This window comes from Pseudomonas sp. GW821-FHT01E10 (assembly GCF_059422365.1).
The window spans coordinates 161,197-187,200 of sequence record NZ_JBWKWT010000010.1 but is presented as its reverse complement, the minus strand read 5'-3'; the positions used below and the strand labels follow the sequence as shown (position 1 = coordinate 187,200).

Below are 26,004 nucleotides of genomic sequence, written 5' to 3'. Positions count from 1 at the left end.
TTAGCTGATGAACAAATTGATCGTGAGTCTGCTGTTGACCGTGGGGATCTCCGGTATTGCCCATGCTGCAGGTGATGCGACTGCTGGTCAGGCGAAAGCCGCAGTATGTGGCGCCTGTCATGGCCCGGATGGCAATAGCATGGCGCCTAACTTTCCGAAACTGGCAGGCCAGGGCGAGCGTTATCTGAACAAGCAGCTGCACGACATCAAGTCCGGCAAACGCACGGTGCTGGAAATGACCGGCCTGCTGACCAACCTCAGCGATCAGGACCTGGCCGATATCTCCGCCTACTTCGCCAGCCAGAAAGGCAGCGTCGGTGCCGCCGACCCGAAAATCGTGGCTCGCGGTGAAGCACTGTTCCGTGGCGGCGACCTGGCCAAAGGGCTGCCAGCCTGCACCGGCTGCCACTCGCCCAATGGCGCAGGCAACGCAGCTGCCGGCTTCCCGCACCTGGGCGGCCAGCATGCTCAGTACGTCGGCAAGCAATTGACCGAATTCAGAAAAGAAGAAGGTGGCCGGACCAACGACGGCGACACCAAACCAATGCAAAGCATCGCTAAAAAGCTGAGCGACGAAGATATCGCCGCCGTCTCCAGCTATATTCAAGGCTTGCACTAAGGCCTGTGATCGAGCGTTGTGAGTGATGTACATCTCTTGCAACGTTAACTCTCGATTAATCCGTCGATGCAAACATAAAAAGGGTAGCTTTGGCTGCCCTTTTTTGTGGCCGCTGCCGTTACACTACAGAACTCAAGCCCGCCGGAATCTGTCTGAAAACAGGTCGCGCGAGGCGCCCAAATTGTCCAGGAGTAAAGCATGCGTAATCTGATCATCAGCGCCGCACTCGTCGCTGCCAGCCTGTTCGGCATGACTGCCCAAGCCGCCGAAAAACCTGAAGCGCCCTATGTCGAACTGAGCAACCCGGTCCCGGTGGCCGAGCCTGGCAAGATCGAAGTCGTGGAGCTGTTCTGGTACGGCTGCCCGCACTGCTATGCCTTCGAACCCGTCATCAACCCATGGGTTGAAAAGCTGCCTGCCGACGTAAATTTCGTACGTATCCCGGCCATGTTTGGCGGCCCTTGGGATGCCCACGGCCAGATGTTCCTGACGCTTGAGGCCATGGGTGTCGAGAGCAAGGTTCACGCTGCGGTGTTCAACGCAATCCAGAAAGAACACAAGAAGCTGACCGATAAAGAAGACATGGCGGACTTCCTGGCGACCCAAGGTGTAGACAAGGAAAAATTCCTGGCCACCTTCGACTCCTTCGCCATCAAGGGCCAGATCAACAAAGCCAAAGAGCTTGCCAAGAAATATGAAATCTCCGGCGTGCCTACCATGATCGTCAATGGCAAGTATCGCTTTGACATCGGCTCTGCCGGCGGCGCCGAACAAGCGTTGAAACTGGCTGACCAACTGGTCGCCAAAGAGCGAGCGGCAACCAAGGCCGTTGCCAACTAAGCGCGGCGACCGCCATGCGCCGCTGGGGAACTGAACGCATCGTTGGCCTGCACGACCCGCGGGTCAACGAGCATCACCTGGAATCAACGGGGTTGCCCGTGGACAGCCGTCTGCGTTTGCTCAGTTTCAATATCCAGGTCGGCATCAGTACCGAGCGTTATCGGCACTATCTGACCCGCGGCTGGCAGCATCTGCTGCCGCACACCGGGCGTGCCGACAACCTGCAAAAAATCGGCAATCTGCTGGGCGACTTCGATCTGGTCGCCTTGCAGGAAGCCGATGGCGGCAGCCTGCGATCGGGCTACGTCAATCAGGTCGAACACCTGGCGCAGCTCGGCGCCTTCCCTTATTGGTATCAACAACTCAATCGCAATCTCGGTCATCTCGGCCAGCACAGCAATGGCGTGCTCAGCCGCCTGCGCCCGTGGGCGATCGAGGATCATCCGCTGCCGGGGCCCAAGGGTCGCGGGGCCATTCTGGTGCGCTTCGGCGAAGGTCCGGAGGCGCTCGTGGTGGTGATGATGCACCTGGCGCTGGGCGCTCGCGCCCGTAGCATGCAACTGGCTTACATCCGCGAGTTGATCGGCGGTTATAAGCACCAGGTGCTGATGGGCGATATGAATACCCACGCCGGTGACTTGCTGCAACATTCCCCGCTGCGCGATTTAGGCCTGCTCGCGCCGCAGATGGAAGCGACCTTTCCCAGCTGGCGCCCACAGCGCTGTCTGGACCACATTCTGCTCAGCCCCACCCTGACGCTTGAAAAGGTCGAGGTGCTGGCACAGCCCATTTCCGATCACCTGCCGGTCGCGGTAGAGATTCGTCTGCCGGGCTCGCTCACGGCCGATGCATTCCCCGCGTTGAGTCCTGCCTGAATGAGCGACGAAGCACAGCGCTGGAAAGAGAAATACCTCAAAAGCATCGAACAACAGGAAAAGCTCGAACGTCGATGGGACGCCCGGCTCGACCTGCTGCGTCGCGGACTGGTGCGCAGCACCCTGGCTGCCGAAGGCACCGATCGCGCCGTTGACCTATGCATGAAGGAAATGCGCGAAGTCGTACGCACAGACGACATGGACGCCGGCCTGGCAGCCTTGCTGCCGCGCCTGGAAAAAGCCGTGCTCGACTCCGAGCAACGCCGGGAAACCCGGGTTGATCAAGTCAGCGCCGCACTGACGGCGCTGGTCTCTCAGTTGCAAGCATTGCCGCTGCCACGGGAAGTGAGCCGGCCACTGAAGAGTTTCGCCAAGCAGCTGAACGGACGTGTCGGCCAGGCTCGCGAAATCCCGTTGCTGCTCAGCGAACTGAGCGGCTTGCAAGGCAAAGCCTTGAGCCTGTTGGAGAACCCTGTGGAACCGGGTCGTCCGGGTTTTCTGCAGCGCCTGTTCGGTAGCCGGGATGCAGACGAGGCTGCGCCACAGATCGCCGCCCCCGAATTGCCAATGCCTGCACCGCAACCTGTCGAGCCGGTTGCAGCTCCACTGGCCGAACTCCCACTCGCGACGGTCAATCTCGCGCCAGCCGCCAACAAACCGCAAGCGGTAATGCCAACCGTTGAAGCTGCCCTGCCCGCCGCTGCGCCCGCTGAACCCGTGGACACTCCGGCTCCCACAGCAACAACGGCACCCATAGCCGAAGTCGTGGCGTTCGCCCCGCCCATCCTGGAGCCAGAGGCCACGAGCAGCCAGGCCCCGGAGCCACAAATCCAGCCGAACCTCGAACACCCGCAAGAGCCGGCTCCATCGATCGCCGTACCGGCCACCCAGGCTCCGCCGGCAATCAACCCGGATGAACTAATCCCGGAGGCCAGCGATCCGCAAACGTCAGAACACGACATTCTGTATGCCCTGCCGGACTCGCCGGAACCGTCCTACAGCTCTGTGGCCAAGCACATCGAAGACACTCTGCTGGGCCTTCTCGACGACCTGACGCTGCCCGAACGCCATCGACCGCAAGCCGAAGCGATGCGCAATCGTCTTCAAAACGGCTTGAATTGGTACGAACTGCTACCCATCCTCGATGATCTGGCAACATTAATGCTGGCCATTACCGACAGCGGCCAACACGAATTCGAAGCCTATCTGCAACGACTCAACGAACGCCTCGAATCATTTCAGAGCAACCTGCAAGCCGCCAGCGAAGGCCACGCCGACAACCGCTCTGCCGCGCGAGTGATGGACACGCAGATTCGCGAGCAAGTCGACGGCCTGCAAAGCAGCATGCAGGACGCGGCGGACCTCGATGACCTCAAGCACATGCTGGAAGACCATCTCGAAGGCCTGCTCGGCACCATGGACCAGCACCAGAAGCAACGCGACGAGCGCGAGCAGGAAGTCGCTGCCCGCCTGCAAAGCCTGGCTGAAAGGGTGGCCCACATGGAGCAGGAAGCGCTGGGTTACCGCGAGCACCTCGAAGAACAGCGCCAGAAGGCTTTGATCGATCCGTTGACCGGCCTGCCGAATCGAGCGGCCTGGAGCGAACGGCTGGACCACGAAATCAGTCAATGGCAACAACACGGCAATACCCTGTTACTGGCGATGCTCGACCTCGACCATTTCAAACGCATCAATGACAACTACGGCCATCTCGCGGGCGACAAGGTGCTGAAAATCATCGCCAGTGTGCTGCGCAAGCGTCTGCGCGGGACGGACTTCATAGCCAGGTTTGGCGGTGAGGAGTTTGTGCTGTTGATGCCTGCCACGGCGCCGATGGCCGGCGCGAAACTGTTGGAAACCTTGCGCGCATCGATCGAAGCTTGCCCATTCCACTTCAAGGGCGAGCGAGTCACTATCACCATTTCCATGGGACTGACCGCCTTCAGAGCGGGCGAACATAGCGACCTGGTGCTTAAAAGAGCTGATCAGGCGCTATATCGCGCGAAAAACACCGGGCGTAATCGGATAGAACTGGGCTGACCGTTAATTGTTCCATTTTGTTTAAAGGCGCGCTTTTGCGGTCGGCGCGCAAGGCAATACGTTACACTGTTGCATTATTGTCTCGTGTATATTGCCTCCACCATGAAACTTCTTGCTCTTATTGCTTCGCTGCTCGTATTAGCCGGTTGCGCCAGCGGTCCCCGGATTGACACCAGCCACCCTTCAGTCAATCACGACAGCCGTATTCAGTTCGTGGTGATGCATTACACCTCCGCATCCCTGGAGGACTCGCTGCAATTGCTGACCCATGGCGAAGTCAGCAGCCACTACCTGATCGGCGACGACGAGCACGCCACCATCTATAAGCTGATGGATGAAAATCTTCGAGCCTGGCACGCCGGCGAAAGCCAATGGCAAGGCCGGACCTGGCTGAATTCCAGTTCCATTGGCATCGAAATCGTCAATCCGGGCTTCCAGGACACCCCGACCGGGCGTCTCTGGTATCCCTACAGCGAAGCCCAGGTCCAATCGATGATCTTTCTGCTCAAGGACATCAGCAAGCGCCAGGGCATCAGCCCTCGCCATATCATCGGCCATAGCGACATCGCCCCCATGCGCAAGCTCGACCCTGGCCCGCTGTTCCCCTGGAAACGCCTGGCGGCCGAAGGCCTGGGAATCTGGCCGAACGAGCAGGCCGTGGCGCGTCAGCAAGCGCAGTTCGCCATGCAGCTGCCAAGCATCAGTTGGTTTCAGGCACAACTTGCCCGCCTGGGCTACGCCACGCCACAAACCGGCGAACTGGATGCAGCGACACGCAATGTGCTGGCGGCTTTTCAGCTGCATTTTCGCCCGTCCCGTTTCGACGGCACGCCGGACGCGCAAACCGCGGCGCTTCTCCAGGTGTTGAACCAGACAAAATAATGACGCCCGCCCGACGGTCAGGGTCTTTTCCCAATCAGCAGCTATAACTCATTGGTAATCCTTCGGATATTCCATGATGACGGCTGCTCGAGAGAAGCTGCGTAGCTGGTTCTATCGCCCTTGGTTTCTGGCGACGCTGGCGGCTGCCTTGAGTGCCACGCTGCTGATGACCGGCAGTCTGTTCATTGCGATGCATCAGGTCGAGGACAACGAAAGCCAGGAGATGAACGCCCAGGGGGAGCGCTTTCTGGTCCGTCTGGAGCAGCTGTTCGGGCAACTGCGCGAAAGCCTCGACGACCTTGAAGCTCAACCGCTGCGGGGCTGCGATGATGAAATGATCGCCACATTGCAGCAAGTCAGCTTCAATTACCGCTTCGTTTACGAAGCCGCTTACATGGATGCTTCAGGAATCTGCTCCAACCGCCCACGCCAGGAAGGGCTTTCGGTGATCCGGCCACCGGACATCGAGGGCCCCACCTACAGCTATTGGTTGAACACCACCACCGAACCCGATGAGAACCGCGCCGCACTGATGCTGGGGCGTGGCAATTTCCGGGTGGCTACGTCTCGCGGGCATTTGACCGACATGGTTGATCTGTCTCCGGGGAGCAGCCTGCTGGTGGTGCTCGACCACGACACCCGCGCGATTCCCGTGCTCGGTGCCGAGCAGGAGTGGCCCCCGACGCAACCCTGGCCCCCGAAAAATCACGATGCACTGCAAGTCACCCCTACCCGCCTGATTTACCGAATGCCGACCAACACTCCCGAATACCAACTGGTGCTGATCACCCCGCGTACCGGGATGCATGTGCCGGCCGTTTGGTGGTGGCTGCTTCCGGCCAGCCTCGCGCTAAGTGCCTGCGTAGGCATTCTGGTGTTTCTGCTGGTGCGCCAGCGTCAATCACTGGATGCCGAACTGCACGGCGCGATACAACGAGGCGAATTGCAGGTGTTGTATCAACCGATCTTCGACCTCGACAGTCGCAACTGTGTCGGAGCCGAAGCCTTGCTGCGCTGGCGAAGACCGGACGGCACCTTGACCAGCCCCGAGCTGTTCATTCCCATGGCGGAAAACACCGGCCAGATCCGCCAGATGACTGATTTCGTATTACAGCGCCTGCTGGAACAGCTCGGACAACTGTTGCGCGCCAATCCGCAGTTGTATATCTCGGTCAACCTGGCGGCCTGCGACGTCATGGTGCCGCGTATCGGTCAGGTGATGGCGCGCCTGCTGGCCTTGCACCGTGTAGCCGCCAGACAGATTGCCTTTGAGGTGACCGAGCGCGGATTGGTTGATGTCGTGGTGGCCAGAGAAAACCTGCAGGCCTTGCGCGATGTCGGGCATCAGGTGCTGATCGATGACTTCGGCACTGGCTATTGCAGCCTCGCCTACCTGCAAACACTGCCCGTGGACTGCCTGAAAATCGACAAGGCATTTATCGACGCGCTGGGTCATGACGCCGCCAGCAGCGGCGTGGCACCGCACATCATTCGCATGGCCCAGGCCCTGCAACTCAAGGTGATTGCCGAAGGCATCGAACATGAAGCCCAGGCAGAGTTTCTGAGCAGCGAGGGGGTGAAGTTCGGTCAGGGCTGGCTGTTCGCACACCCATTGAGCGCTGTGCAATTCATCGAATTGATTACCCGTGGCCGCCGACAGGCAACGCGGCGTCTGGATGACGAAGACTGAGAGGGTTCAGGCTTATACCGCCAGCGCCATGTAGAACTGCGAACCCTGCCCCGGCCGTGAATACACGCCCATCCGCCCACCGTGCAACTGCACGATCTCCTTGCACAGCGCCAGACCGAGCCCGGCGCCGCCCTTCTTGCGGCCGACCTGAACAAAAGGCTCGAATATCCTTCCTTGCTGGCTGTAGGCAATGCCTTCGCCGTTGTCTTCGACACTGATAATCACCCGCTCCCCATGACGTCGAGCCTGCAAACGTATCAGCCCGTCGCGGGAGGTATGACGCAAGGCGTTGTCGATCAGGTTATCGAGCACCCGCTCCAGTTGCGCCTGATCAGCTTGCAGCCGTGGCAACGTTCCCTGCACTTCCACCAACAGCTCAATGCCCTTCTCCTGCGCCGGGCCGGCAAAGCGTGCCTGGGCCTGCTCCAGTAAATCTTTGATGGAGCACGGCGCCAGGGTGAGTTTTTGCAGGCCATTCTGATAGCGAGAGAAATTCAGCAGGTCGTTGATCAACTGCATCAAGCGCTGCATTTCTTCATTCACGGTGTTCAGCAAGTCGGCCTCACGGGAATCCTCGGCAAAACGCGCCCGCTCGCGGAACAGGCCGAATGCCATGTGCATCCCGGTGACTGGCGTCCGTAACTCATGGGAAGCACGCAAGACGAACTCGCTGCGCACCCGTTCGAAGGCACGCTGTTCGGTGACGTCATGCAACACCATCACGGCGCCGAGAATATGCCCCTGGGTATGGCTGACCGGTGTCAGGCTATACGTCAGCAATCGCGACTCCCCGTCAACCTCGATGCTCAGGTCGTCCGGCACTCGCTCCAGGGTGCCGCCGCGCAGCACCAGATGCAGTTGTTCATCCAGTTCGGGACGCTCAAGTGCCGTGCCCAGCCCTTGGCCGAGACGCTCGGTGTCCCAGCCTAACTGGCGCTGAGCCACCGGGTTGAGGTGCTCGAGCTGACCTTGACGATCAATGATCAGCAAACCGTCGTCGATGCTATCGAGCACTGCTTGCAAACGCTGCTGTCCGGCGAGTAGCTCGTCGATATTAGTGGCTTGGTGCTGTCGCAGGGCCTCGGCCATGATTCCGAAGCGTCGGGTCAGCTGGTTCATTTCCACTGCGGAGGAAATCGGCAGAGTCACTTCGAAATTGCCTTGGCCGATGTTGTCAGCCGCCGCCGCCAGGGCCTCGATCGGAGCTCCGAAACGCTGGGCGATCGCATGGGCGGTAATGAACCCGATGAACAGCACCCCCACCCCGATCAACCCGAGCAGGCCGGCAATCAGCAACGCGCGGTCCCGGGCCTGGCGTTCGGTTTCACTGATGTTATCCAGAGCGCGCTTCTGTTCGGCGATCAAACCGTTGCGCAGCGTGTTGAATTTTTCCGTGAGATCCCCGCCCCCAGTGAGCACCTGTGCCGTATCGCGGGAAAGATCGTAGGCCTGCAGAAAGCTCTGGTAATCAGCCTTGGCCTTTTTGAAACCGTACTGGGCGCCCTCGCTGGACGGCTCGCGAGCAATGCCTTCATCGAGCAATTCGAGGTAATGCTGTCGGGATGCCTCGAGCGCCGCGGGATCAGGCTTCTCGCCGAGCATGATGATCAGTTGATCACCCAGGGTCTGGCGCAGCTTCAATCCCAGATCCAGCCTGACGAAGTTGTCACGGATCAGGGCCTCCTGTGTACCAGCCATCTGCATCACGCTGACCAGGCCTAGCAACAGCCCGAGCAGCGCCACGGTGATCAAGGCTGAAATACTCAGGAACAACCGGGTGCGCAATGTCATCGCCAGTTTCATCGGGTGCAGCTCACAGGTTGTACTGCTTGCGTTTGCGGTACAGGGTCGAGGCGTCGATACCCAGGGTCTTGGCCGCCTGATCCAGGGTATCGGCGGTGGCAAGGACCGCGCCGATGTGGGCTTTCTCCAACTCATCCAGGCTCAACGCGGCGCCAATGCGTGGCGTATTGTTGGTCGGAGCTTCGGCCATGCCCAAGTGGCTGATCTCGACCCGCTCCTGCGGACAAATAATGCTCGCCCGTTCCACCACGTTGCGCAGCTCGCGGATATTGCCGGGCCAGCGGTAGCTGAGCAGCGCCTCGCGGGCCTCGTCGCTGAAACACCGGGCCGGACGCGAGTATTCCTTGACGAAGCGCGCCAGGAAACGGTCAGCCAGGTTCAGGATGTCTTCCCTGCGTTCGCGAAGCGGCGGCAGGTGCAAAGTGATGACGTTCAGCCTATAGAGCAAATCCTCACGAAAGCGCCCGTCGCGGACCATGTCTTCAAGGTTGAGGTTGGTAGCCGCGAGGATTCGCACGTCGGCGCGACGGGTCACCGGGTCACCCACACGCTCGTATTCCTTGTCCTGGATGAAACGCAGCAACTTTGGCTGCAAGGTCAGGGGAAAATCGCCGATCTCGTCGAGAAACAACGTTCCGCCATCAGCCTGATTGACACGCCCCAAGGTGCTTTCGCTGGCACCGGTGAACGCGCCACGGCTGTGGCCGAAGAGTTCACTGTCCATCAATTCCGCTGTCAGGGAGGGGCAGTTGATGGTAATGCAGGATTTCTTCTGGCGTTTGCTCCAGCCATGAATGGCCTGTGACAGCTCACCTTTACCGGTGCCAGACTCTCCGAGAATCAGAATGTTGGCGTCGGTACTGGCGACCTGGCGTGCGGTTTCAAGCACCACTTTCATCGCCGGGCTGTGGGAGTCCAGCCCCTCCTTGGGTTTACGCACTTCACCTTCGAGGGCTTCCAGGCGTGCCGAGAGTTGCCGCACTTCCAGCTGTTTGGCGGTGGCCAGACGTAACTGATCAGGGCTGCAAGGTTTGACCAGATAGTCGGCGGCACCGGCCTGAATTGCATCCACGGCAGTGTCTACGGCGGAGTGAGCGGTGACGATCACCACACGCATCCAGGGCGCCTGAATTCGCATCTGGGCCAGCACATCGAGGCCATTGTCTTCACCCAGGCGCAAATCGAGGAAGCACAGATCGAAAACCTGACGCTGCAACAAGGCTTCGGCCTGAGCAGCGCTGGTCGCGGTGGCCACGCTGTAGCCTTCGTCTTCGAGGCAATAGCGAAAGGTTCGAAGGATGGCGGATTCGTCGTCCACCAGCAGAATGCGGCCTTGATGCTCAGTGGCTGATTCCATGTTCCTACGCTCCTTTAATAGGTGTTCTTGGTTAGTCCCGGAAAAATCGGGCAAGTTGCATGATTGATTCTGGTCGATTCCAGCCACAACAGGCTATCTATCTACTCAAAGTTCAGCTAATACGCTGATTTATTTGAACTTTTATTTACAGACCATTCTTTCAGCGATTGCCTGCGTCCCTTTCTGACATCTACGCCCTCCCCGCAATTCCAAAAATATTGAAAGTGCCTGCGAACTCATCGTGCATTACGCACGACTGCAAACGGATCATCGTGCAGGATGCGTCTAAAACGTTTTCTACAAACACAATAACCTTTTGATTTCTATCGTATTTATTCTTTATTAAAGCTGGCATGCAGGCTGCAATGGTCTAGGTAATCAGGGCATTTAATGAACCAGCGCCCGCCAAAGATCACTACCCGTATGGGAGGAACTTCAGGATGAATCGCCAAAGTGCCGCCCAATTGCGTCTTTCGCCACTGCATGTCCAGCAAGGCTTGTTTGCCCTGTTGGCGTTGTTGATCACCCTGATTGGTGGCCAGCAGTACATGCGTTGGGAGCAAAGCGCGCAACCGGCGCCAGTGCACCTTTCGATTCCACATCCCCCCCAAAGCCACTTCAGCGCCGTCAGCAGCAACCCGGCTGACAACGCCTCAATACGAATGATGGGCGTCGACCAGGCCCGGCCTGTGGACGAGACGCCCTCCCAGGAACGTTGGGTGTTTTAAGCAAACGAACTTGGCGCGCTCAACGCGCCGGGAAATGCACCACAAGCAACATCCTTAAATAGAAGCGTAAGGAGAATCACCATGTTGAGCTGGGCAATCACATTCCTGATCATTGCCATCATCGCTGCAGTATTGGGCTTCGGTGGTATCGCGGGCACCGCCACGGGTATCGCCAAGATTCTCTTTGTCGTATTCCTGGTGATGTTCATTGCTTCCTTCTTCTTTGGCCGTCGCGGTCGAGGTTGATATGTGTGTTTTGGTTAAAGACATTGGCGGCCGCCCTGCTTCTGGGCGGCAGTGCCATGACGATCGCGGCCACCCACGCGACATGCCGACTACCGCTTACTCGGTAAACCGGACGAAGGCATGCAGAAGATGTGGATGGCGCGACTGAAGAAAGATCCACGCCGGTATTGAGTTCGAAACACGAAAGAGGCCTCACGCTTCTTTCCACTGCGCTACCCGAGGACGGTAGACGCATGACCAAGGGGTCGGGACGTTCTGACTGCTTCAGGGTCGGAGTGACCTACGGGTACAGGGAGTAGCCGCGCAAGGGCCGGGTCAGGTGAAGCTGCGACGCAAGTTCGTCGGCCTAGCGTGGCTCGACGGACTTGTGGAGAGCTTCAACGTGCAAAACGTTGATCTAGAGCATTCTGCTCATATGTTCTTGCTGCATATTCCCCGCAAAACCGTTTCGCGGTGTTTCTTCGTGACCGTATATCGAGAAAGCTCTGACTTTCATGAGAAGAAAAATCGCAGTCGAACGTAGGACATCTCCTAAATTTTCACTGGTTCAAAAAAACATCAACCGGCGCTGAAATGGCCGGTTCACGGCACTTATACCTGCCGAAATGTCGCATTCGAACCGGCTGGGACGTGGGTTTCAGTTGAAAAATCTCATGCCGATTCGGCATAGGGTAGGCGTTTACGGCATTAGACGGCGCTTCCCCGCATCGGAATAGTTGCGCCTTTTTCGCTGCCAGAGAGCTGTAAATGCTCGCTCGCGGGGACCTTATACGGGGGTTGGTGCAAGACGGCTTCGCCATTGAGCGTTGCAGTTCATGCATCGGCCTGAGTCAAACGCAAGTAAGGGTAAAGATATGAAGAAGGCAAAGCTTAGCCTCGCCTGGCAGATCCTCATCGGTCTGGTTCTGGGGATAGCAATAGGTGCACTGCTCAACCACTTCAGCGCTGAAAAGGCCTGGTGGATCAGCAACGTCCTGCAACCAGCAGGCGATATCTTTATCCGTCTGATCAAGATGATCGTGATCCCGATCGTAATCTCCTCGCTGGTCGTCGGCATCGCTGGCGTTGGGGACGCGAAAAAACTCGGACGTATCGGTCTGAAGACCATCATTTACTTCGAGATCGTCACCACCATCGCCATTCTGGTCGGTCTGGTGCTGGCCAACGTGGTCCATCCGGGCAGCGGTATCGACATGAGCACCCTGGGTACCGTGGATATTTCCAAGTACCAGGCCACTGCTGCCGAGGTTCAGCATGAACACGCGTTCATCGAAACCATCCTCAACCTGATCCCGTCGAACATCTTTGCGGCCATGATGCGCGGCGAGATGCTGCCGATCATCTTCTTCTCCGTGTTGTTCGGTCTCGGTCTGTCGAGCCTGCAATCGGACCTGCGCGAACCTCTGGTGAAGATGTTCCAGGGCGTGTCGGAAAGCATGTTCAAAGTCACCCACATGATCATGAACTACGCCCCGATCGGCGTGTTCGCACTGATCGCGGTGACCGTGGCCAACTTCGGCTTCGCCTCCCTGCTGCCACTGGCCAAGCTGGTCGTCCTGGTTTACTTCGCCGTCGCCTTCTTCGCCTTCGTGGTGCTGGGCCTGATCGCTCGCCTGTTCGGCTTCTCGGTGATCAAGCTGATGCGCATCTTCAAGGATGAGCTGGTCCTGGCCTACTCCACCGCCAGTTCCGAAACCGTGCTGCCGCGCGTGATCGAGAAGATGGAAGCCTACGGTGCGCCGAAAGCCATTTGCAGCTTCGTGGTACCGACCGGCTACTCGTTCAACCTCGACGGTTCGACCCTGTACCAGAGCATCGCGGCGATCTTCATTGCCCAGCTGTACGGCATCGACCTGTCGATCAGCCAGCAATTGCTGCTGGTGCTGACCCTGATGGTCACCTCCAAAGGCATCGCCGGCGTACCGGGCGTGTCCTTCGTGGTGTTGCTGGCCACTCTGGGCAGCGTCGGTATTCCGCTGGAAGGCCTGGCATTCATCGCCGGTGTCGACCGCATCATGGATATGGCCCGCACCGCGCTGAACGTGATCGGCAACGCCTTGGCCGTGCTGGTCATCTCGCGCTGGGAAGGCATGTACGACGACGCCAAGGGCCAGCGCTACTGGAACTCCCTGCCGCACTGGCGCAGCAAGGAAAAGCTGCCGGTTGGTGAAACCTCCAGCAACTAATGCCCGCTCCCACAAGAGCCCCCAACAAACCCCGGAGAAATCCGGGGTTTGTCGTTTCTGCCTACCCCGCTATCATTCGCCGCATCTTCCGGGGGATTTGACTGATGCTTAATGGCCTGTGGCTTGGCTTCTTCATCGTGGCAGCCGTATCGGCGCTGGCGCAGTGGCTGATCGGTGGTAACGCCGGGATCTTTGCGGCGATGGTGGAAAGTATTTTCGCCATGGCCAAATTGTCGGTCGAGGTCATGATCCTGTTGTTCGGCACCCTCACCCTCTGGCTGGGCTTTCTGCGGATCGCCGAGAAGGCCGGGATCGTCGAGTGGCTGGCCAAGGCGCTGGGGCCACTGTTCCTGCGCCTGATGCCGGAAGTGCCGGCCGGCCATCCCGCCATCGGCCTGATCACCCTGAACTTCGCCGCCAACGGCCTGGGCCTGGACAACGCCGCCACACCGATCGGCCTCAAAGCCATGAAGGCGCTGCAAGAGCTCAACCCCAGTGCAACGATCGCCAGCAACGCGCAGATCCTCTTCCTGGTGCTCAACGCCTCCTCCCTGACCCTGCTGCCCGTGACGATCTTCATGTACCGCGCCCAGCAAGGCGCGCCCGATCCGACGCTGGTGTTCCTGCCGATCCTGCTCGCCACCAGTTGCTCAACCATCGTCGGCTTCCTGAGCGTAGCGTTCATGCAACGCCTGCGCATCTGGGACCCGGTGGTGCTGGCGTACCTGATTCCCGGCGCCCTCGCCCTTGGCGGCTTCATGGCACTGCTGGCGACGCTCTCGGCGACCGCGCTGGCGAGCCTGTCATCGGTCCTCGGCAACGTGACGCTGTTCGGCTTGATCATGCTGTTTATGATCATCGGCGCATTACGCAAGGTGAAGGTCTACGAGGCATTCGTCGAAGGCGCCAAAGAAGGCTTCGACGTCGCCAAGAACCTGCTGCCATATCTGGTGGCGATGCTCTGCGCCGTGGGTGTGCTGCGGGCGTCCGGGGCGCTGGACTTCGGTCTGGACGGGATTCGTCACCTGGTGGCGTGGGCCGGGTGGGACACACGCTTCGTCGATGCGCTGCCGACGGCCATGGTCAAACCGTTCTCCGGCAGTGCCGCCCGGGCAATGCTGATTGAAACCATGAAGACCGAGGGGGTGGACAGCTTCCCGGCGCTGGTGGCGGCAACGATCCAGGGCAGTACCGAAACGACCTTCTATGTCTTGGCGGTGTATTTCGGCGCGGTGGGCATCCAGCGTGCACGGCATGCGGTGGGCTGTGCGCTGCTGGCGGAGCTTGGCGGGGTGCTGGGGGCCATCGGGGTTTGCTACTGGTTCTTCGGCTAAACGAAAACCCTGTGGGGGCAAACCCACTCCCACAGGGTTCAGCGGTGGCTTCAGGGCCTCAGCGGCGGCACGACTTTCTGACCCTGCTCCACCGTCCAGGCCACCACCTGTGCCGTCAACTGGTCGCTGGCCTGGCCGAACCCGGCGACCACCGCCGGCACCTTCACATCGCTCAACGGCTGACGCACTTCAAAGCGCCGACTGGCGAGGATGCGCTGGTCATACCCACGCACCAGCAATGCATCCAGCCGCACGACCACGCTCGCCGTCGTGCCTTGGTATTCGGTCTGGAACGCCTGCAGGTTGCCGCCCAGCTCCAGGTCCGCCTGCAAATTGCTGTCATCGGTGCTGAGCAACGGCACCCGACCGTCACGCTGGAAACCATCGAGCAGACGATTGCGCAGCAGCACCGGCGCCGGGTCGCTCCAGCGGGAAGCCTTGTAGCTGCTGATCAGGTCACCCTGAGGGATCACGGCGATCTTCGGGTTGTTCAAGGCTTCGCTGGTCTGCGGCTTGGCCAGCCGCAGCGACCAGTGCAACGCCGTGCTGTGATTGGCCGGTGCGCCGCTCTGGGCCGAGGGCAACCGGTAGACATCGGATGGCTCGGACTTGGGCAGAATCGAGCAGGCACTGGTCAGGGCAAAACCGACAGCCAAGGCTAACGGGATCAGCTTCATGGCGTGAACTCCTTGTTCTTGTCACTGCCCAGCAGGTAACCGCTGGGGTTGGCCTCAAGCCGCTGGGAAATGGTGCGCAGCGAGCTCAAGGTGTCGCGCAACTCACGCACTGCCGGCGCCAGGCCATTGAGGCCCTGCATGCCGTTGTTGAGGGAATCCTGATTAGTGGTGAGCAATGAGTTGATGGTCGCGCTGCTCCGTTCCAGGGACTTCATGGCTTGCTCGGCACTGCCAAACATCTGCTTGCCCTGATCGTTGAGCAGGCTGTTGGCGTTGCGCATCAGCCCAGCGGTTTGTTCGAGTGTGGCGGAGGCCTGTTTACTGATCGACGCCAGTTGCTGCATGGCTTGGCCGATGTCGCCGCGCTGGTCGGCGATGATGCCGGTGGTTTGCTCCAGATGCTCAAGGGTCTTGCTGATGCGCTCGACGTTTTCCGAAGAAAACATCTGATTGGCGTTCTGCATCAACACGTTCACACCGGTCATCAGATCGTTACTGTCGCTCATCAAACGGGCGATAGGCGAGGGTGATGCCACGATGGTCGGCAAATTGCCGCCCTTGCCCTTGAGTGTCGGACTTTGCGGCGTGCCGCCGCTGAGCTGAATGATCGAGGTGCCGGTGATCCCGGTCAGCGCCAGTTTGGCCTGGGTGTCTTCCTTGATCGGGGTATCGCCGCCCAGGCGGATCCGCGCCAACACCCGGCGTGGATCGTTCGGGTCCAGGCGCAGCGTCACTACGTCGCCGACCTTGATCCCGCTGTACTGCACGGCGCTGCCCTTGGACAAACCGCTGACCGCCTCGTTGAAGACGATTTCGTAATCCTTGAATTCGGTGTCGACGCTGGACTTGGCCAGCCACAGACCGAAGAGCAGGGCGCCTGCCACCACTATGACGGTGAACAGGCCGATCAATACGTGATGGGCTCGGGTTTCCATGTCAGACCTCGTTGAGCTGGTTAGCGGCCGTCAGCGCCGCGCGGCCGCGAGGGCCATGGAAGTATTCGTGAATCCACGCGTCGTCGGTTTCCGAAACCTTGTCGATGGCATCCGCCACCAGTACTTTCTTTTGCGCCAGCACCGCCACCCGGTCGGTGATGGTGTAGAGCGTGTCGAGGTCGTGTGTGACCAGAAACACACTCAAACCCAACGCGTCGCGCAGGGTCAGAATCAATTGATCGAACGCCGCCGCGCCAATCGGGTCGAGACCAGCGGTGGGCTCGTCGAGAAATAGAATGTCCGGGTCCAGCGCCAGCGCCCGGGCCAGGGCGGCGCGCTTGATCATGCCGCCAGACAGTGAAGCAGGGTACTTGTCGGCCGCCGACAAGGGCAATCCGGCCAATGCCAGTTTCACCGCCGCCAGGTGCTCGGCATCGGTACGGCTCAGGCCGGCGTGTTCGATAAGGGGCAGGGCGACGTTCTCGGTCACTGTCAGCGAAGAGAACAGGGCGCCTTTCTGGAACAACACGCCGAAGCGCCGCTCGACCAGCGAACGCTCGTGCTCCGACAGGCTCGGCAAGTTCTTGCCGAAGACCTTCACCAGCCCTTCGCTGGGCTGGCGCAAGCCGACGATGCTGCGCAACAGCACCGATTTGCCGCTGCCGGAACCGCCGACCACCGCCAGAATTTCGCCTTTGTACAAATCCAGGTCGAGGTTCTCGTGCACGCTCTGGCGGCCGAAGCGATTGCACAGCCCACGGACTTCGATCACCGCCTCGGAAGGCGCTCGGGGTAGACGACTCACCAGCCCATCTCCATGAAAAACAATGCGGCCACGGCATCGAGGACGATCACCACGAAAATCGACTGCACCACACTCGACGTGGTGTGCGCACCGACGGACTCGGCGCTGCCGCTGACCTTGAAGCCTTCAAGACAGCCGATGGCGGCGATCAGGAACGCAAAAATCGGCGCTTTGACGATCCCCACCAGGAAGTGCTGAACGCCGATGTCCGATTGCAGCAGCGACAGGAACATCGCCGGCGATATATCCAGCGACAGCGCACACACCACGCCACCGCCGACAATCCCCGACAACATCGCCAGGAAGGTCAGCATCGGCAGCGCCACCAGCAACGCCAATACCCGCGGCACCACCAGCAACTCCATCGGGTCGAGGCCGAGGGTGCGGATCGCATCGATTTCTTCGTTGGCCTTCATCGAGCCGATCTGCGCGGTGAACGCACTGGCGGTGCGGCCGGCCATCAGGATCGCGGTGAGCAACACGCCGAATTCGCGCAAAAAAGAAAACGCCACCAGGTCCACGGTAAAAATGCTCGCGCCGAAGCTCGCCAGCACAGTCGCACCGAGAAACGCTACCACGGCGCCCACCATAAAGGTCAGCAGGGCGACGATGGGAGCGGCGTCGAGGCCAGTCTGCTCAATGTGCGCGACCATCGGCGTGAGGCGCCAGCGCTTGGGACAAAACAGCCCGCGCGCGATGGTTTGCAGGATCAGGCCGACAAAACCCAGCACCTGCAGGGCGTCCTGCCAGACCGCATCGACCGCACGGCCGATACGGGTCAGCAGTTGAATGCCGACGCTGATTTCCGGCTCTTTGATCGGCACGCAGAAATCAGTCAGCGAGCAATACACCGTCTGCAACAAGGCGCGATCGGCGGAGGAAAGGGTGCAATCAGGGTGTTCGGCGGACTTGCCCAGACGCTCGGAACCCAGCAACTCCACCAACAGCGATGCACCCGCCGTGTCCAGGGCACCGAGGCCGTTGAGGTCGATGGGGGTGTTGTTGTCGTATTGGCCACGGAGCTTTTCGCTCAGGTGGCTGAGATCGGCGTAATGAGCGAGCGTCCAGTCACCCGTGACCCGCAGCAGGGCAGGGATGTGCGAGGTATCCAGTCGGACATTGCCAGGCGTTGTGCTGCTGGTCATAAGCTCCTGCTTGTTCGGCAATTGCGCAGACCAGATTAATAGCACGAACCGCGTTACTTATCTTTGATGGGTGTGCTGTCCATGACCTTGAAGCGCAGCACGCCGATCAACTGGCCGTCTTCGGTGAGCACCCGAACTTGCCATTTACCCGCGGGATTGCCGGGGAAATTCTGCTTGTGGGTCCAGGCGCGGTAGCCTTCCTTGCGCCCGCCGTGGATATCCAGAGGGATGCGGTCGACCTCTTTACCGTTGAACATCCAGACGTGATAAATCCGCTCGTCCAGCCCCCGTGGGGCATTGATCGCGGTGTAGGCGTACAAACCGTCGCCACGAATCTGCTCGGCGCTGACTTCTTCCAGGCTCTTGCCGGGGGTGCGGTCCTGCATTTGGGTGCTGATCGCCACATCGGTCATCCACAGGGTGGCCGGCGGAACCCAGGAACGCAGCACCCAGCCGACAGCGCCGATGCCAACGGTGATGCTGAGGATCGCCAACGCATTGCGCACGGTCCGAATCGGGAAGATCGACGCCAGACTGGGGAACGACAGCACCATGGCGATGCCCAGCGCCAGTTTGAAGCTCTGGGAGGTGGTCAGGTGCAGGATGACGGGCAGGGCGGTCAGCAGGGCGGCGAAGAGGGTCAGGGTATGCAGCGCCAGGAACGCCCAGCGGCGCGGCGCCAGCCATTTGTAGTAGAGCGGGTCGGTGATCGAGATCAACGCCGCCATGCCCAACAACCCCGTGAAAAACAGTTGGCCGCTGTTCCAGGTGGTGGTGATGAAAAAGAACGGCAGGACGAAGAACAGGCTTTCCTGATGGATCATCTGCGTCGCATAACGCAGCAGGGGCTGGGGTATTTCGCGCTTGAAGACCTTGGCGAACAACTCAGTGAGGCTGTTTTCCAGCATCAGCCAGACCCAGCTGACCAGCATGATGGTGGTGATCCAGGTCGCCAGGCCTTGCTGGCGATCCACCAAGATGAAGCTGCCGACCCCGGAAATGAAACCGCCGAGCGCGATGACCCCGGGGTAGCGCTTCATCAATTCCAGGATGCGCTGTATGTACAGGGTCAGAGTCGGCATTCGGCGGTTCACAATAGTCGTGGGAAAAATCCCCGACAGGGTACCGTCCGAGGGGGCCTGTGGCGAGGGTTCCGGTTACGTTGACCAACCCCAAACCCTGTGGCGAGGGAGCTTGCTCCCGCTGGGTCGCGAAGCGGCCCTAAAACCACCCACCGCGTAATTTCAAGTAGATCTCCGATACCGGTTTACGGCTGCTGCGCAGCCGAGCGGGAGCAAGCTCCCTCGCCACAGGGAAATAACTACTTTCTGCGGTGAACACGCCAACCCAATGCCCCAAGCACCATCAATCCAAATACCCCGGCAATCGCCCACATCAACTGGTCATAACTCACCAACGGCTTCTCGATCCGCAAATACCCCGGTTGCAGCAGCAACTCACGCATCGCCTGGTTCGCCTCGGCCAGCGTCACTTCTTGCAGTGCCTTGGCCGGGTTGGTGAAATGGCCGTCCTCGTAGTCCCCAAGGGCGCTCCAGTAGTAATCCGCCAGGGCGCTGTTGCCTTGCACGGCCCAGGCCTGACGGGCGATGGCGGCCTGCTTGAGGCGGGCGAAGGTGGTGGCGTCGAGACCGTCCTTGAGCAAACCGGCTTTGAGCTCATCCAGCACCTGTTCAGCTGCCGGCACGTCGCCGCGTTCAAGATCGGCGTTCAGGCTCATGAAGCCCACTCCGCCAAACACCTCACGCTCGGCCGAGGGCCCATAGGACAACCCATGGACCAGGCGCAGTTGGCGATAAAGCGCCCAGTCCAGGTAGTCCTTGAGCAGATCGAACGTTTCGTCGGGCTGGTCTTCCTGCACCGGTTCCGGCACCAGCCAGTGCAACTTGGCGCCGCCACCGACAAAACCGTGGCTCAGAGTACGCTCGTGGGCCGCGCTGGCCTGGATTGTCGGCAAGGGCAGGTGATCGGCAGGCTCGACGGCTACGAGCGCGCCATACGCCCGTTCCAGATAGGCCGGCAGCAGGCGGTCGAGCTCGCCGACCACGATCAGGGTCATGTTGTTGGGCGCGTACCAGGCTTTGCGCACCCTCTCCAGTTGCTCGCGGGTCAGGTGACTGACTTCGGCGCGCTCCTGGCATTTGAGGCCCAGTTCCACCGCCAACTGATTACTGGCGGTGTGGCCCAGGTCCTGGCGATCCAGCCAGCGTTGCAGGTGCGAATAATGCCCACCGTCTTCGCGCTCGACCACCTGCTTGGCGACGTTGATAGCGTTGTCGTCGATACGGGTCTGGGTCAGCAGAGCCAACAACAGATCGAGGGCCTTACGCTGGTTTTTCGCCGGTGCTTCGATGACGAACGTGGTGTCGGCGTTGCTGGTGTAAGCGTTCCACTCACCACCCAGGGCCTGCATGCGCTCCTCCAGACCACCTTCGCCGGTGGCGTCGATGCCGCTGAACAGCAAGTGTTCGAGCAGATGCGGCAGCTCCTTGTCGGCGCAGCTGAAATCATCCAGACCCACGCCGACTACCAGCCGAATCGCCACATGCCCGCGCTCGGTGCCCGGTTTGAGGACCAATTGCAGGCCGTTGGGCAGCGTATAGCCCTCGACCTGAAAGCGATCCAGGGCAAATGAGGGCAGGGCGCCGAGCAACAGACAAGCGAATAGCAGACAGCGCATAACGAGTTTCCGTACGACAGCGTAAGTACAACAGACTTCAGGCAACTGTGGACGTTCAGGGTGAATGAGTGATGTCAGCCAAATCGTCGACCGCCAGAGCACCGGTGTCCGAAGTGCCCAACACCGCATAGGCACTGCTGCAAAACAGCGAATTGAGGCGCCTCATGTCAGCGATCAGCTCCAGATGCAGCGAACTGGTCTCGATGCTTTGCACAATCTTACGGTGCAAACGACTGACATGAGCGTGGGCCAGGCGGCGTTCCTGTGCGCGAAAGCGACGTTTCTCACGCAGTAACTGGCGAGCACTTTCCGGATCGGAACTGAGGAACACCGACAACCCCAGGCGCAGGTTGGCAATCAGCTGGCTGTGCAGGCCCGCCAATTCTTCCAGACCGACCTCGGAAAACGACCGCCGCTGCGCGGTTTTCTGCTGCTGAACCTTGCGCAGCATGCGTTCGATCAGGTCACTGGCCAGTTTAAGGTTAATCGCCAGCTCGATGGTTTCAGCCCACCGTTGGCTATCTTGTTCGCTGAGGTCTTCCCGAGGCATTTGCGCCAGATAGAGTTTGATCGCGCTGTAGAGCGCTTCGACATCATCGGTCAGGCGACGGATTTCCTGGGTAACGGCGGTCTGTTTGCCACGCAGTACGGCGAGCATGGCTTCGAGCATGTTGTCGACCAGATCGCCGATGCGCAGGGTTTCCCGGGCGGCATTGGCCAGCGCCAGGCTGGGGGTCACCAATGCCGTCGGGTCAAGGTGCCGCGGTTTGGCCGTGCCGTTGATGTCCGGCCGCTCCGGCAGCAGCCAAGCACAGAGCCTGGCCATCAGCCCGACGCTGGGCAACAGGATCAGGCAGCGCGCGGTGTTGTAGAGCAGGTGGAAGCCGATGACCATTTCCTGAGCGCTGAAGTCGAAGCTGTCGATCCAGTGCACCAGTGGATCGAGCACCGGAATGATCAGCAGCAGACCAATCAGTTTGTACAACAGGCTGCCCAGCGCCACCTGACGGCCGGCGGCGTTCTGCATGCTGGTGCTGAGGAAGGCGAGAACGCCGCTGCCGATGTTGGCGCCGATCACCAGGCCGATGGCCACTGGCAGGCTGATCACGCTGGCACCGGCGAGGGTCGCGGTCAGCAATACGGCGGCCAGGCTGGAGTATGAAATCATCGCGAACAGTGCACCGACCAGCGCATCGAGCAAGATATCGCCGGTCAGAGAGGCAAAAATCACCTTCACTCCCTGAGCATGAGTGATCGGCGTGGCGGCCTCGACGATCAGTTGCAGCGCCAGAATGATCAGCCCCAGACCGATGCTGACCCGCCCCATCTGCCCGACCCGGGTCTGCTTGCGCGACAGAAAGAAAATCACCCCGAGGAAGATCAGCAGCGGTGACAGCCACGACAGGTCGAGGGTCAGTACCCGCGCCATCAGTGCGGTACCGACGTCGGCACCGAGCATCGTCGCCAGGGCCGGGGTCAGCGCCATCAGGCCCTGACCGACAAATGAGGTGACGAGCATGGCGGTGGCGTTGCTGCTCTGGACCATGGCGGTCACCATGATCCCGGCGATAAACGCCAGCCAGCGCCTGGCCATGTTCTGCCCGATCACATGGCGCAAGTTGGAGCCATAAACCCGCAGGATGCCGGTTCGGACGATGTGCGTGCCCCAGATCAGCAAGGCCACGGCCGATAACAAATTGAGCAGGGTGAGCATACAGGCCCCCTGTGGTGGTAGCGCCCCAGCGGGGCAAGTTAACGATGCCGCGATCTTCTACGTTCTGTACTTAAGCTGTAGTTGGCTAACGGTCTGGACGCCAGCATCGCATAGCTAAAGAAGCGATTGAAACAAAACTGTCATGAAAACAGTTTGATGCAGACATGACAAAGGGGCCCGAAGGCCCCTTTGTCACAGCAGGGTGTTCGGGTTACTGACCCGGAACATCCTTGCGCAGTTTCACCGGCTCTTGCTGTGTGCGTTTTTTCGCAATCGCGGTGCGCATCCTGATGTTGATCGCTTCCACTGCCAGCGAGAACGCCATGGCGAAGTAGACGTAGCCTTTCGGCACATGCACATCGAAGGATTCGGCAATCAGCACGGTACCGACGATCAACAGGAAAGACAGCGCCAGCATTTTCAGCGACGGGTGCTTGTCGATGAACTCGCTGATGGTGCCGGAAGCCCACATCATCACCAGCACTGCGACGATGATTGCCGCGACCATGACCGGTACGTGGGACACCATGCCAACGGCAGTGATGACGGAGTCCAGCGAGAACACGATGTCGATGATCGCGATCTGGATAATGGTGTAGAGGAAGTTACCGCCCTTGCCACTTGGCTCGTCGCTGGTTTCATCCTCGCCTTCCAGCGCGTGATACATCTCTTGCGAGCTTTTCCACAGCAGGAACAGACCACCGAAGAACAAGATCAGGTCACGCCCGGAAATACCCTGGCCGAACACTTCGAACAGGTCCGCGGTGAGACGCATGACCCAGGTGATCGACAGCAGCAACAGAATCCGGGTGACCATGGCCAGCGCCAGGCCGAAGATCCGGGTACGCGCCTGCATGTGTTTGGGCATGCGGCTGACCAGGATCGAGATCATGATGATGTTGTCGATGCCCAGGACGATCTCCAGGGCGGTCAGGGTGAAGAAGGCAACCCAGATTTCAGGGTTGGTCAGCCATTCCATGTGTATTCCTTTGAGGATGTGTTTAAACCACGAAGGGCCCAGGCTTCAAACAAAGCCTGGACCCCTCATGGCGAGTCTTGGCTTATAGCGTGCTGAACAGTGGAAATATCCCCATCAGCAAGGCCGCCACCAGTATGCACAGGCAAACCAGCACCGCCCACTTCAAGGTGAACCGCTGATGGTCACCGAATTCGATACCGGCCAGGGCCACCAACAGGTAGGTCGATGGTACCAGCGGGCTCAGCAAGTGGACGGGCTGACCGACGATCGAGGCACGTGCCATTTCTACCGCGGTTATACCGTAATGACTGGCGGCTTCAGCAAGCACTGGCAACACGCCGTAATAAAATGCGTCGTTCGACATGAAGAACGTGAACGGCATGCTCACCAGCGCGGTGATCACGGCGAGGTACGGGCCGAGGAAATCCGGGATGACTGCCAGCAGGCTCTTGGACATGGCGTCGACCATGCCGGTGCCCGTCAGGATACCGGTGAAGATACCCGCGGCAAAGATCAACCCGACCACCGCCAACACGCTACCGGCGTGGGCCGCAACGCGGTCCTTCTGCTGTTGCAGGCAAGGATAGTTGACGATCATCGCGATACTGAACGCCACCATGAACAGCACTGGCAGCGGCAACAGGCCGGCGATCAAGGTGCCCATCAGTGCCAGGGTCAGCGCGCCGTTGAACCAGATCAGCTTTGGACGACGGGCGTCCGGGAACTGCGAAACGCTGATTTCGCTGTGGTCGATTTCATCACCGACCAGATGCAATTCACCCAGACGCGCACGCTCGCGTTTACCGTAGACATAGGCAATCGCCAGAATCGCCACCACACCGGCCAGCATCGCCGGAATCATCGGTACGAAGATCGCGGACGGGTCCACATGCAGCGCACTGGCCGCACGAGCGGTCGGACCACCCCAAGGGGTCATGTTCATCACGCCACCGGCGAGGATGATCAGACCGGCCATGATCCGCGGGCTCATGCCGATGCGGCTGTAGAGCGGCAGCATGGCGGCCACGCAGATCATGTAAGTGGTGGCGCCATCACCGTCCATGGACACGATCAGCGCCAGCACGGCGGTACCGACCGACACCTTCAACGGGTCGCCCTTGACCAGTTTGAGGATCTTGCGCACGGCCGGGTCAAACAAGCCGGAGTCGATCATCAGGGCGAAGTAAAGGATGGCGAACATCAGCATCACGCCGGTCGGCGCAAGCTTGGTGATGCCTTCGAGCATCATCGGGCCGATCTTCGGCGAGAAACCGCCGAACAGGGCGAAGATGATCGGGATGATAATCAGGGCAATCAGCGCGGACAGGCGCTTGGTCATGATCAGGAACATGAACGTGATGACCATGGCAAAGCCAAGGAAAGTCAGCATAGGAATACTCCAGGCGTAGCGCGGCTAGGGAATGGGCGAACCGATGAGGTCAGCGCAGAACGGGAAGCACGAAACGTACGGGCGGAGGTGCAGCGAAGAGGCGGATAGGAGCGGACATCAGAATCACCATTGTTGTTGTTAAATGGGCCGGGCGGGCAATGAAACACTCGCGTTGGCCAACCGGTCTGTTGCCGGCAGTGAGGCGATCCTAATCGGGGAAGCTTTCAGCCAGCTTTCGCGGATGAAAGCATTGACCGAATGTACGACCGGTCGTCGGCCGGGTTGAAAGTCAGTAAACACAGGCTCAGGAGGAAAAAACATGGGCGAACTTCACACTGGCGGCTGCCACTGCGGACAAATCCGCTATCAATTCAGCGGGCCATTGCAGGATATCGCCCACTGCCATTGCTCGATTTGCCGGCGGGTCAGCGGCGGGATCGTGACCACCTGGATCACCGTCCCCGCCTCGGCATTTGCCTGGGTCGCGGGTACACCGTCCCGGTATGGCTCATCATCCACTTGCACGCGGTATTTCTGCCCCAACTGCGGGGCGCAGCTGGCGCTGATAACAACGCTCAGTCCCGAAAGCATCGACGTGACCATCGCCACCCTCGACCACCCTGAGCAGGCGCCGGCCGAGCGGCATATCTGGACGGACAGTCGGTTGCCCTGGCTGCATCTGGACGAACATTTGCCTGGCGAGGCCGAAGAACAACTCTGATCAGAAAACAGACAGGTCCAGCGGCCGGATCGCACCCATCCAGATCGCGTGTTCGGTGTGGTCGAGCAGATCGTTGCCGGTCTCCGGGTGCAGGAACACCACCAACCCCTTGCGATTGAGCGCCAGCCACGGCAATACCTCGCCTAGGTATTGCGGCTCGAAGGCCAATTGGCAGCTCCAGTCCGGGTGCGGGCCGACCAGGCGTTCATGCACGCGGCCCATCTTCAGTGGAAACAATTGTGCGGCCTGCTCACACAAGGCCCGGGCCTGCGGGAGAGTATTGGCGTCGAAATAGACATGGGCGTGGTAGCCCTTGATCTGTTGCATCTGAAACCCCTTT

23 protein-coding genes and 1 pseudogene are annotated in these 26,004 nt (G+C 59.9%); 12 read left to right on the top strand and 12 right to left on the bottom strand.

Annotated elements, in window-relative coordinates; genetic code table 11:
* The first annotated feature begins 7 nt into the window (after positions 1–7).
* The 6 genes from AC07V0_RS18955 (at position 8) to AC07V0_RS18930 (ending at position 6,946) form a co-directional block, all read left to right on the top strand.
* Positions 8–619 (top strand): c-type cytochrome, encoded by a 612-nt coding sequence (locus tag AC07V0_RS18955; protein WP_007940706.1) that lies wholly within the window; start codon positions 8–10, stop codon positions 617–619.
* A 198-nt stretch (positions 620–817) separates the two neighbouring features.
* A complete protein-coding gene (locus tag AC07V0_RS18950) occupies positions 818–1,459 on the top strand; it encodes a thiol:disulfide interchange protein DsbA/DsbL (protein WP_258612907.1) in 642 nt (213 codons plus the stop codon).
* 14 nt (positions 1,460–1,473) lie between these two features.
* Positions 1,474–2,334: an endonuclease/exonuclease/phosphatase family protein gene (locus AC07V0_RS18945; RefSeq protein WP_007940704.1), complete on the top strand. Its 861-nt coding sequence runs from the start codon at positions 1,474–1,476 to the stop codon at positions 2,332–2,334.
* Entirely contained in the window at positions 2,335–4,374 is a 2,040-nt protein-coding gene (locus AC07V0_RS18940; protein ID WP_436275132.1) for a GGDEF domain-containing protein, read from the top strand. It begins immediately after the preceding gene.
* 102 nt (positions 4,375–4,476) lie between these two features.
* Complete coding sequence (locus tag AC07V0_RS18935; protein ID WP_138866575.1) at positions 4,477–5,256, top strand: N-acetylmuramoyl-L-alanine amidase; 780 nt, start codon at positions 4,477–4,479, stop codon at positions 5,254–5,256.
* A gap of 73 nt (positions 5,257–5,329) precedes the next feature.
* On the top strand, positions 5,330–6,946 hold the full coding sequence (locus AC07V0_RS18930; RefSeq protein WP_018927280.1) for an EAL domain-containing protein: 1,617 nt from the start codon (positions 5,330–5,332) through the stop codon (positions 6,944–6,946).
* A 12-nt stretch (positions 6,947–6,958) separates the two neighbouring features.
* Here the strand turns inward: AC07V0_RS18930 and AC07V0_RS18925 are convergent, their stop codons facing one another.
* The gene (locus AC07V0_RS18925; RefSeq protein ID WP_495019816.1) at positions 6,959–8,749 is read right to left on the bottom strand and encodes a KinB sensor domain-containing domain; all 1,791 of its coding nucleotides are present in this window, start codon (positions 8,747–8,749) and stop codon (positions 6,959–6,961) included.
* 10 nt (positions 8,750–8,759) lie between these two features.
* Positions 8,760–10,106: a sigma-54-dependent response regulator transcription factor AlgB gene (gene algB / locus AC07V0_RS18920; RefSeq protein WP_018927282.1), complete on the bottom strand. Its 1,347-nt coding sequence runs from the start codon at positions 10,104–10,106 to the stop codon at positions 8,760–8,762.
* A 440-nt stretch (positions 10,107–10,546) separates the two neighbouring features.
* On the opposite strand from algB, the gene AC07V0_RS18915 reads away from it, so the two are divergent.
* The 5 genes and pseudogenes from AC07V0_RS18915 to AC07V0_RS18895 all read left to right on the top strand — a co-directional run bounded on the left by AC07V0_RS18915 (position 10,547) and on the right by AC07V0_RS18895 (position 14,600).
* Positions 10,547–10,834: a hypothetical protein gene (locus tag AC07V0_RS18915; protein WP_064615662.1), complete on the top strand. Its 288-nt coding sequence runs from the start codon at positions 10,547–10,549 to the stop codon at positions 10,832–10,834.
* Positions 10,835–10,915: 81 nt separating this feature from the next.
* Positions 10,916–11,080 (top strand): DUF1328 domain-containing protein, encoded by a 165-nt coding sequence (locus tag AC07V0_RS18910; protein WP_003177151.1) that lies wholly within the window; start codon positions 10,916–10,918, stop codon positions 11,078–11,080.
* A gap of 66 nt (positions 11,081–11,146) precedes the next feature.
* Positions 11,147–11,251 (top strand): annotated as a pseudogene (locus tag AC07V0_RS18905) (inhibitor of vertebrate lysozyme family protein); the annotation flags it as partial.
* Between the two features lie 683 nt (positions 11,252–11,934).
* Entirely contained in the window at positions 11,935–13,266 is a 1,332-nt protein-coding gene (gene gltP, locus AC07V0_RS18900; RefSeq protein WP_018927284.1) for a glutamate/aspartate:proton symporter GltP, read from the top strand.
* Positions 13,267–13,370: 104 nt separating this feature from the next.
* On the top strand, positions 13,371–14,600 hold the full coding sequence (locus tag AC07V0_RS18895) for a nucleoside recognition domain-containing protein (protein ID WP_495019815.1): 1,230 nt from the start codon (positions 13,371–13,373) through the stop codon (positions 14,598–14,600).
* Between the two features lie 50 nt (positions 14,601–14,650).
* Here AC07V0_RS18895 and AC07V0_RS18890 read toward each other — a convergent pair whose 3' ends face one another.
* The 9 genes from AC07V0_RS18890 to AC07V0_RS18850 all read right to left on the bottom strand — a co-directional run bounded on the left by AC07V0_RS18890 (position 14,651) and on the right by AC07V0_RS18850 (position 24,943).
* A complete protein-coding gene (locus AC07V0_RS18890; protein WP_019651219.1) occupies positions 14,651–15,277 on the bottom strand; it encodes an ABC-type transport auxiliary lipoprotein family protein in 627 nt (208 codons plus the stop codon).
* Positions 15,274–16,212 carry an MlaD family protein gene (locus tag AC07V0_RS18885; protein WP_018927287.1) on the bottom strand — a complete coding sequence of 313 codons (939 nt, stop codon included), beginning with the start codon at positions 16,210–16,212 and terminating at the stop codon, positions 15,274–15,276. The genes AC07V0_RS18890 and AC07V0_RS18885 overlap by 4 nt, the downstream gene beginning before the upstream one ends.
* 1 nt (position 16,213) lies before the next feature.
* Positions 16,214–17,017 carry an ABC transporter ATP-binding protein gene (locus AC07V0_RS18880; protein WP_018927288.1) on the bottom strand — a complete coding sequence of 268 codons (804 nt, stop codon included), beginning with the start codon at positions 17,015–17,017 and terminating at the stop codon, positions 16,214–16,216.
* A complete protein-coding gene (locus AC07V0_RS18875) occupies positions 17,014–18,162 on the bottom strand; it encodes an MlaE family ABC transporter permease (protein WP_018927289.1) in 1,149 nt (382 codons plus the stop codon). Before AC07V0_RS18875 ends, AC07V0_RS18880 begins: the two co-directional genes overlap by 4 nt.
* A gap of 53 nt (positions 18,163–18,215) precedes the next feature.
* Positions 18,216–19,244: a DUF5924 family protein gene (locus AC07V0_RS18870; protein WP_028940067.1), complete on the bottom strand. Its 1,029-nt coding sequence runs from the start codon at positions 19,242–19,244 to the stop codon at positions 18,216–18,218.
* A gap of 239 nt (positions 19,245–19,483) precedes the next feature.
* Positions 19,484–20,860, bottom strand: coding sequence for a M16 family metallopeptidase (locus AC07V0_RS18865; protein WP_258612902.1), 1,377 nt, complete (start codon positions 20,858–20,860; stop codon positions 19,484–19,486).
* 55 nt (positions 20,861–20,915) lie between these two features.
* Positions 20,916–22,574 (bottom strand): Na/Pi cotransporter family protein, encoded by a 1,659-nt coding sequence (locus AC07V0_RS18860; RefSeq protein ID WP_018927292.1) that lies wholly within the window; start codon positions 22,572–22,574, stop codon positions 20,916–20,918.
* Positions 22,575–22,785: 211 nt separating this feature from the next.
* Positions 22,786–23,553: a TerC family protein gene (locus AC07V0_RS18855; RefSeq protein ID WP_018927293.1), complete on the bottom strand. Its 768-nt coding sequence runs from the start codon at positions 23,551–23,553 to the stop codon at positions 22,786–22,788.
* Positions 23,554–23,635: 82 nt separating this feature from the next.
* Positions 23,636–24,943: a CitMHS family transporter gene (locus AC07V0_RS18850; RefSeq protein ID WP_018927294.1), complete on the bottom strand. Its 1,308-nt coding sequence runs from the start codon at positions 24,941–24,943 to the stop codon at positions 23,636–23,638.
* Positions 24,944–25,262: 319 nt separating this feature from the next.
* Here AC07V0_RS18850 and AC07V0_RS18845 point away from each other — a divergent pair, with 319 nt between their 5' ends.
* Positions 25,263–25,664, top strand: coding sequence for a GFA family protein (locus AC07V0_RS18845; RefSeq protein ID WP_495019814.1), 402 nt, complete (start codon positions 25,263–25,265; stop codon positions 25,662–25,664).
* Here AC07V0_RS18845 and AC07V0_RS18840 read toward each other — a convergent pair whose 3' ends face one another.
* A complete protein-coding gene (locus tag AC07V0_RS18840; RefSeq protein ID WP_019580317.1) occupies positions 25,665–25,991 on the bottom strand; it encodes a DOPA 4,5-dioxygenase family protein in 327 nt (108 codons plus the stop codon).
* Positions 25,992–26,004: the final 13 nt, after the last annotated feature.

Excerpts from the sequence above, each read along its gene's own strand:
- AC07V0_RS18955 (WP_007940706.1), top strand. The coding sequence starts at position 8 with ATGAACAAATTGATCGTGAGTCTGCTGTTGACCGTGGGGATCTCCGGT.
- AC07V0_RS18950 (WP_258612907.1), top strand. The coding sequence starts at position 818 with ATGCGTAATCTGATCATCAGCGCCGCACTCGTCGCTGCCAGCCTGTTC.
- AC07V0_RS18945 (WP_007940704.1), top strand. The coding sequence starts at position 1,474 with ATGCGCCGCTGGGGAACTGAACGCATCGTTGGCCTGCACGACCCGCGG.
- AC07V0_RS18940 (WP_436275132.1), top strand. The coding sequence starts at position 2,335 with ATGAGCGACGAAGCACAGCGCTGGAAAGAGAAATACCTCAAAAGCATC.
- AC07V0_RS18935 (WP_138866575.1), top strand. The coding sequence starts at position 4,477 with ATGAAACTTCTTGCTCTTATTGCTTCGCTGCTCGTATTAGCCGGTTGC.
- AC07V0_RS18930 (WP_018927280.1), top strand. The coding sequence starts at position 5,330 with ATGATGACGGCTGCTCGAGAGAAGCTGCGTAGCTGGTTCTATCGCCCT.
- AC07V0_RS18925 (WP_495019816.1), bottom strand. The coding sequence starts at position 8,749 with ATGAAACTGGCGATGACATTGCGCACCCGGTTGTTCCTGAGTATTTCA.
- algB (WP_018927282.1), bottom strand. The coding sequence starts at position 10,106 with ATGGAATCAGCCACTGAGCATCAAGGCCGCATTCTGCTGGTGGACGAC.
- AC07V0_RS18915 (WP_064615662.1), top strand. The coding sequence starts at position 10,547 with ATGAATCGCCAAAGTGCCGCCCAATTGCGTCTTTCGCCACTGCATGTC.
- AC07V0_RS18910 (WP_003177151.1), top strand. The coding sequence starts at position 10,916 with ATGTTGAGCTGGGCAATCACATTCCTGATCATTGCCATCATCGCTGCA.
- gltP (WP_018927284.1), top strand. The coding sequence starts at position 11,935 with ATGAAGAAGGCAAAGCTTAGCCTCGCCTGGCAGATCCTCATCGGTCTG.
- AC07V0_RS18895 (WP_495019815.1), top strand. The coding sequence starts at position 13,371 with ATGCTTAATGGCCTGTGGCTTGGCTTCTTCATCGTGGCAGCCGTATCG.
- AC07V0_RS18890 (WP_019651219.1), bottom strand. The coding sequence starts at position 15,277 with ATGAAGCTGATCCCGTTAGCCTTGGCTGTCGGTTTTGCCCTGACCAGT.
- AC07V0_RS18885 (WP_018927287.1), bottom strand. The coding sequence starts at position 16,212 with ATGGAAACCCGAGCCCATCACGTATTGATCGGCCTGTTCACCGTCATA.
- AC07V0_RS18875 (WP_018927289.1), bottom strand. The coding sequence starts at position 18,162 with ATGACCAGCAGCACAACGCCTGGCAATGTCCGACTGGATACCTCGCAC.
- AC07V0_RS18870 (WP_028940067.1), bottom strand. The coding sequence starts at position 19,244 with ATGCCGACTCTGACCCTGTACATACAGCGCATCCTGGAATTGATGAAG.
- AC07V0_RS18865 (WP_258612902.1), bottom strand. The coding sequence starts at position 20,860 with ATGCGCTGTCTGCTATTCGCTTGTCTGTTGCTCGGCGCCCTGCCCTCA.
- AC07V0_RS18860 (WP_018927292.1), bottom strand. The coding sequence starts at position 22,574 with ATGCTCACCCTGCTCAATTTGTTATCGGCCGTGGCCTTGCTGATCTGG.
- AC07V0_RS18855 (WP_018927293.1), bottom strand. The coding sequence starts at position 23,553 with ATGGAATGGCTGACCAACCCTGAAATCTGGGTTGCCTTCTTCACCCTG.
- AC07V0_RS18850 (WP_018927294.1), bottom strand. The coding sequence starts at position 24,943 with ATGCTGACTTTCCTTGGCTTTGCCATGGTCATCACGTTCATGTTCCTG.
- AC07V0_RS18845 (WP_495019814.1), top strand. The coding sequence starts at position 25,263 with ATGGGCGAACTTCACACTGGCGGCTGCCACTGCGGACAAATCCGCTAT.
- AC07V0_RS18840 (WP_019580317.1), bottom strand. The coding sequence starts at position 25,991 with ATGCAACAGATCAAGGGCTACCACGCCCATGTCTATTTCGACGCCAAT.